This window comes from Rhodococcus sp. (in: high G+C Gram-positive bacteria) (assembly GCF_049299235.1).
Taxonomy (GTDB): domain Bacteria; phylum Actinomycetota; class Actinomycetes; order Mycobacteriales; family Mycobacteriaceae; genus Rhodococcus.
The window spans coordinates 1-5566 of the sequence record NZ_JBAQXC010000201.1; the positions used below are offsets into that span (position 1 = coordinate 1).

Annotated in this window: 4 protein-coding genes and 1 pseudogene; all 5 read right to left on the reverse strand. The window is 69.5% G+C overall.

Translation table 11 applies throughout. The features are described from left to right. On the reverse strand, nt 1-964 hold a 964-nt coding region (locus WAX14_RS12000), incomplete at its 3' end, for a cation:proton antiporter (RefSeq protein WP_422628286.1). 14 nt (nt 965-978) lie between these two features. Next, entirely contained in the window at nt 979-1851 is an 873-nt protein-coding gene (locus WAX14_RS12005; protein WP_422628287.1) for an acyl-CoA thioesterase II, read from the reverse strand. Beyond that, nucleotides 1848-3269, reverse strand: a complete 1422-nt coding sequence (gene pyk, locus WAX14_RS12010) for a pyruvate kinase (protein WP_422628288.1) — start codon at nt 3267-3269, stop codon at nt 1848-1850. The genes WAX14_RS12005 and pyk overlap by 4 nt, the downstream gene beginning before the upstream one ends. 9 nt (nt 3270-3278) lie before the next feature. After that, a complete protein-coding gene (locus WAX14_RS12015; RefSeq protein ID WP_422628289.1) occupies nt 3279-4841 on the reverse strand; it encodes a glutamate synthase subunit beta in 1563 nt (520 codons plus the stop codon). Next, nucleotides 4834-5566, reverse strand: a pseudogene (locus WAX14_RS12020) (glutamate synthase subunit alpha); the annotation flags it as partial. The gene WAX14_RS12015 and the pseudogene WAX14_RS12020, both read right to left, overlap by 8 nt.

Consider the following 5566-nt stretch of genomic DNA (forward strand, 5'->3'; position numbering starts at 1 on the left):
GCGCACCCAGCGCGAACGGTTGGCCGGTGGCGCGCGGAACGAGATGCACGAGGACCGCGGCGGTCCCGAGCGCCACCCCGAGGCCGATCCGCGACGGTTCCTCCCACAACGCCCGCACGTCGATCGACGCGCCGATCCACACGTAGAACACGGGAGCGAAGAATCCCTCGGTGACGGCGAACAACTGTCCGGCGAGTCTGCGGGGTTCGCCCACGGCGGCGACCGCGAGCCCCAGCGCGAATCCGGCGAGCATCACCGACACGTGCGTCCACACCGCGAGGGCGCCGAGCGCGAACAGTACCGTCAGGCTCACGCGCAGTTCGATCGCGAGTTTGCGTTCCTTCGACACATGGTGGACACGACGTCGCATCCCGGTGCGTTCGAGTTGCCGCAGAGCGACGAACACCACCGCCGCGCACGCGATCACCGCGACCGCTCCCAGCCCGGCGCGCAGCGCTCGAGGCGGGTCGATCACCAGAGGCAGGGCGACGATGCACACGGTGTCGGCGACGGCGACCTGCACCAACAGCGGGAGCAGTTCGGGTCCGTCGATTCCGGCCGCGTCCACGATCGGCAGCACCAGGGCCGCCGACGAGGATGCGATCAGCACTGCGAACAGCGCCGGATGCGGGGCGTCGAACAGCCGGGCGATGCCGATTCCGGCGGGTACCGCGAGCACACCGACGAGCACGGCCCGGACCAGCCCGCGCCATAGGGCCGGTCGCAGCCGCGCGTCGCGGATCGGCACGTGGGTGCCTGCGACGAACATGACCAGCGCGAAACCGACCTGGGCGACGGCGTCGAGGGTCGGTTCGCTCGCGTCGACCCAGCCGAGCCCGCTGACCCCGACGACGATCCCGGCGAGCAGTTCGCCGAGGACGAGCGGGAGCCGGATGCCGCTGCGCGCCGCGGGCAAGGATCCGACGAGTGCGACGACCATGACGACTGCGAGAGTCGCGAACACAGCCGGTTCGCCGCTCAGCGCCGAGACGGAAAGTGCTTGATGATCCCTTCCTGCACCACGGTGGCGACGAGTTCACCGTCGAGGTTGAAGTAGCGGCCGGTGGCCAGGCCCCGTGATCCGGCGGCGACCGGCGATTCGGTGGCGTACAGATGCCACTGGTCGAATCGTGGCGGTCGGTGGAACCAGATGGAATGGTTGACCGTCGCCGCGAAGATCCGGTCCAGGCCCCAGGACAGGCCGTGTGTGGTGAGGATCGAGTCGAGGACGGTCGTGTCGGAGCTGTATCCGAGCGCGGCGACGTGCAGCAGCGGATCGTCGGGCAGTTCGCCGTCGGTGCGCATCCACACCCGGTTGTGGTTGAGCTTCTCACCGGTGCCCTTGAGGATCCACGCGGGATCGTTCGCGTAGCGCATGTCGATGGGCTTGAGCGCGCTGACGAACCCGGGTAGATGTTCCTCGTAGCCTTCGAGGTGGTCGCCGATGGGGGGCAGCGCCTCGGGGAACGGCACCTCCGGGACGGTCACCGCGTGTTCGAGTCCCTTGCCCCACTTCTGATATGCGGCGAGCATGACGAACAGTTCGTCGTCGCCCTGATACGCGGTGACCATGCGGTTCGCGAAGTCGCGACCGTCCCGGTGCCGCGCGACGTGGTAGTCGATGGGTGCGTCGACGTTGCCGCCGCGGATGAAGTGGGCGTTGATCGCGTGGATCGGCCGGTCACCGGTCGTGCGGCCGGCGGCGACGAGCGCCTGCGCGACCAACTGACCACCGAACGTCCGCGCACCTGTCTGCTGCGGGTGTGCTCCACGGAAAACATCCTCCTCGGTCTGCTCGAGTTCGAGCAGACCGAGGAGGACGCCGAGGTCCGTCGCCTCGATACCTGTCAACGAGTGTCCTTCTCCCCCAGCCGGTGCACGTGGATCAGGTTCGTCGAACCGGAACGTCCCGGAGGCGCCCCGGCGACGATCACCACGAGGTCGCCACGCTGGTAGCGACCCAACGACAGTAGCGCCGCGTCGACCTGTTCGACCATCTGGTCGGTGGTGTCCATCGGTTCGACGAAGAACGTCTCGGTGCCCCAGGTGAGCGCGAGCTGATTGCGGATGGCCGGGACCGGCGTGAACGCGAGCAGCGGAAGCCGGGTGTGCAGACGCGCGAGCCGACGCACGGTGTCCCCGGAATGTGTGAACGCGACCAGGGCCTTCGCGTCGAGTCGTTCACCGATGTCGCGGGCCGCATAGGAGATGACGCCGCGTTTCGTACGAGGCACGTGGGTCAGGGCCGGTGCGTCCGTCGAATCGGATTCGACGGCCGCGATGATGCGGGCCATGGTCCGGACGGTCTCGACGGGGAACTTGCCGACCGACGTTTCGCCGGACAGCATCACCGCGTCGGCGCCGTCGAGTACGGCGTTGGCGACGTCGGATGCCTCGGCGCGGGTGGGCCGCGAGTTCTCGATCATCGACTCGAGCATCTGGGTCGCGACGATGACCGGTTTCGCGTTCTCGCGGGCGATCTGGATGGCCCGCTTCTGCACGAGCGGTACCTCTTCGAGGGGGAGTTCGACGCCGAGGTCGCCGCGGGCGACCATGACCGCGTCGAAGGCCAGGACGACGGCCTCGAGGTTCTCGACGGCCTCGGGCTTCTCGAGCTTCGCGATGACCGGGACGCGACGGCCGACGCGGTCCATCACCTCGTGGACGAGTTCGATGTCGGCGGGCGAACGCACGAACGACAGGGCGATGAAGTCGACGCCGAGCCGCAGCGCGAACTCGAGGTCGGCGATGTCCTTGTCGGACAGGGCGGGTACCGAGATGTTCATTCCCGGCAGGGACACGCCCTTGTTGTTGCTGACGGGGCCGCCCTCGGTGACACGGCAGACGACGTCGTTGCCGTCGACCGATTCGACGACGAGCCCGACCTTGCCGTCGTCGACAAGCAGGCGGTCGCCGGGGGTGGCGTCCTGCGCGAGTTCCTTGTAGGTGGTCGAGACGCGATCGTGGGTGCCGTCGACGTCGTCGACGGTGATCCGCACGACTTCACCGTTGGCCCATTCGGTGCGGCCTTCGGTGAACCGGCCGAGCCGGATCTTCGGTCCCTGCAGGTCGGCGAGGATTCCGACGGCATGTCCGCTGGCGTCGGAGGCAGCGCGAACCCGCTGGTAGTGGGCCTCGTGCTCGGAGTGTTCTCCGTGGCTGAAGTTGAGTCGGGCTACATCCATGCCTGCGGCGACGAGTTCCTTCAGGACCTCGGGGTCGGCGGTGGCGGGGCCCATGGTGCAAACGATCTTGGTGCGTCGGGTCACACGACGAGCCTAGTCCCACCGGGGTCGAGACGTTGACCGACGGTCGGGGCCGTCGATCCGCTCGGTGTGTGCGCTGTCCGAAAACCCTGCGTGCTGTGGGTCCGGGCGCACCGACAGCGGCACCGACCGTGGATGCACCGGGGCGGGCAGTTCGGAGTGCCCGGTCAGGTATTCGTCGACGCCGCGCGCCGCGGACCGGCCTTCGGCGATCGCCCACACGACGAGGGACGCGCCGCGGTGGGCGTCCCCGCACACGAACACGCCCGGCAGGCGGGTCTGCCAGTCGGCACCGCAGTCGAGGGTGCCGCGGGCGGTGGCCGCAGGCCCGCCTGTGAGCAACGCCCCGGGTCGCACTCCGTCGAATCCGATGGCGAGCAATGCGAGATCGCACCGGATCGCGAATTCCGGGCCCACCCGGGTCCGGTGCGCATCGACCTCGGCGAGCACCAGCGACCGCACCCGGCCGCGCCGGTCGCCGACGAACCGCTGGACTCCGACGTCGAAGCGTCGCCGCCCGCCCTCGGTGTGGGCGGGGGTGGTGCGCAGCACCCACGGGGTGAGCGGCCACGGACTGCGGCGCTCGTCGCGGATGTCCGGGGGCCGGTCACGATAGTCGAGTTGGGTGATCGAGGCCGCGCGATGCCGGTGCGCGGTGCCGAGACAGTCGGCGCCGGTGTCGCCGCCACCGATGATCACCACGTGCCGATTCGCCGCGTCGATCGGAGTGGGACCGTCACCTTCGCAGTCGCGGTTCGCGGCCACCAGATAGTCCATCGCCTGGTGCACTCCGGTCAGATTCCGGCCCGGCAGGTCCATCTCGCGGGTGGCGCCCGCGCCGACCGCGAGGATCACCGCGTCGAAATCGGCGCGCAGGCGGGCGAGGGCGGGGTCGGTGCCGACCTCGCGGCCCGTGCGGAATTCGGTGCCTTCGGCGCGCAGCTGGGCGAGCCGCCGATCGAGCAGTGACTTGTCCATCTTGTAGGCGGGGATCCCGTAGCGCACCAACCCGCCGAGTCGGTCGTCGCGTTCGAACACCGTGACCGTGTGCCCGGCGCGGGTGAGTTGCTGGGCCGCGGCCAGTCCGGCCGGGCCGGACCCGACGACCGCGACGCGGTATCCGGTGCGGTGGGGTGGCGGTTGCGGGGTGACCGTGCCGTCGGTGAACGCGCGGTCGGCGATGGCCTGTTCGATCTTCTCGATGGTGACGGCCGCGGCGGGATCGGACAGGGCCAGCACGCATGCCGATTCGCAGGGCGCGGGGCAGATCCGGCCGGTGACTTCGGGGAAGTTGTTCGTCGCGTGCAGTCGCGCCGATGCCTCGGCCCACCGGTCGTCGCGTACCAGGTCGTTCCATTCGGGGATGAGGTTGCCGAGCGGGCAGCCGGCGCTATCGGAGTGGCAGAACGGGATACCGCAGTCCATGCACCGGGTCGCCTGGTTGCGGATGAGCCGGTCGTGTTCGGTGGGGGTGAGTTGCGCGGTGATCTCGGCCCAGTCCTGGATTCGCATCCCGATCGGCCGGTGCGGTGGTTCGGCCCGGCCGTATCGTAGGAAGCCGCGGGGGTCAGCCACCGTCCGCCCCCGCGGTCGCGGTCTCGCTCCGGTGACCGTGCGCCCGCACCCGCGCGTAGTCGATCGGCAGAATCGTCGTGAATCGTGCTGCGGCACACGGCCAGTGGACGAGCAGTTCGGCGGCGATCGGCGATCCGGTACGGTCACGATGACCGATCAGCAACCTCCGGAGCGGTTCGACGTCATCGGGTTCGACCGGGGTCAGGTGCACCGAATCCCGATTGACGCGGGCCGGGTCGAGATCGAGGATGTGCGCGAGACCACCCGACATGCCTGCGGCGAGGTTGCGGCCGACGGTCCCGAGGATCACCACGCGACCACCGGTCATGTATTCGCACGCGTGATCGCCGGTGCCCTCACACACCGCGTCGGCACCGGAATTGCGCACCGCGAACCGTTCGCCGACCCGCCCGCGCAGGAACAGTTCCCCGCTCGTCGCACCGTAGAGGACGGTGTTGCCGGCGATGATCTGCGTGTGCGCCACGAAACGGGCACTCGGATCGGGCCGCACCACCACACGCCCGCCGGACAGCCCTTTCGCGACATAGTCGTTGGCGTCCCCGGTCACTGCGATCGTGATGCCGAGCGGCAGGAAAGCGCCGAGAGACTGCCCGGCGCTGCCGCGCAATTCGACACGGACCGTGTCGTCCGGCAGACCGACGCGACCGCGTCGCGCGGTGACCTCGGCGCCGAGCCCGGTCCCGACGGTGCGGTCGGTGTTGCGC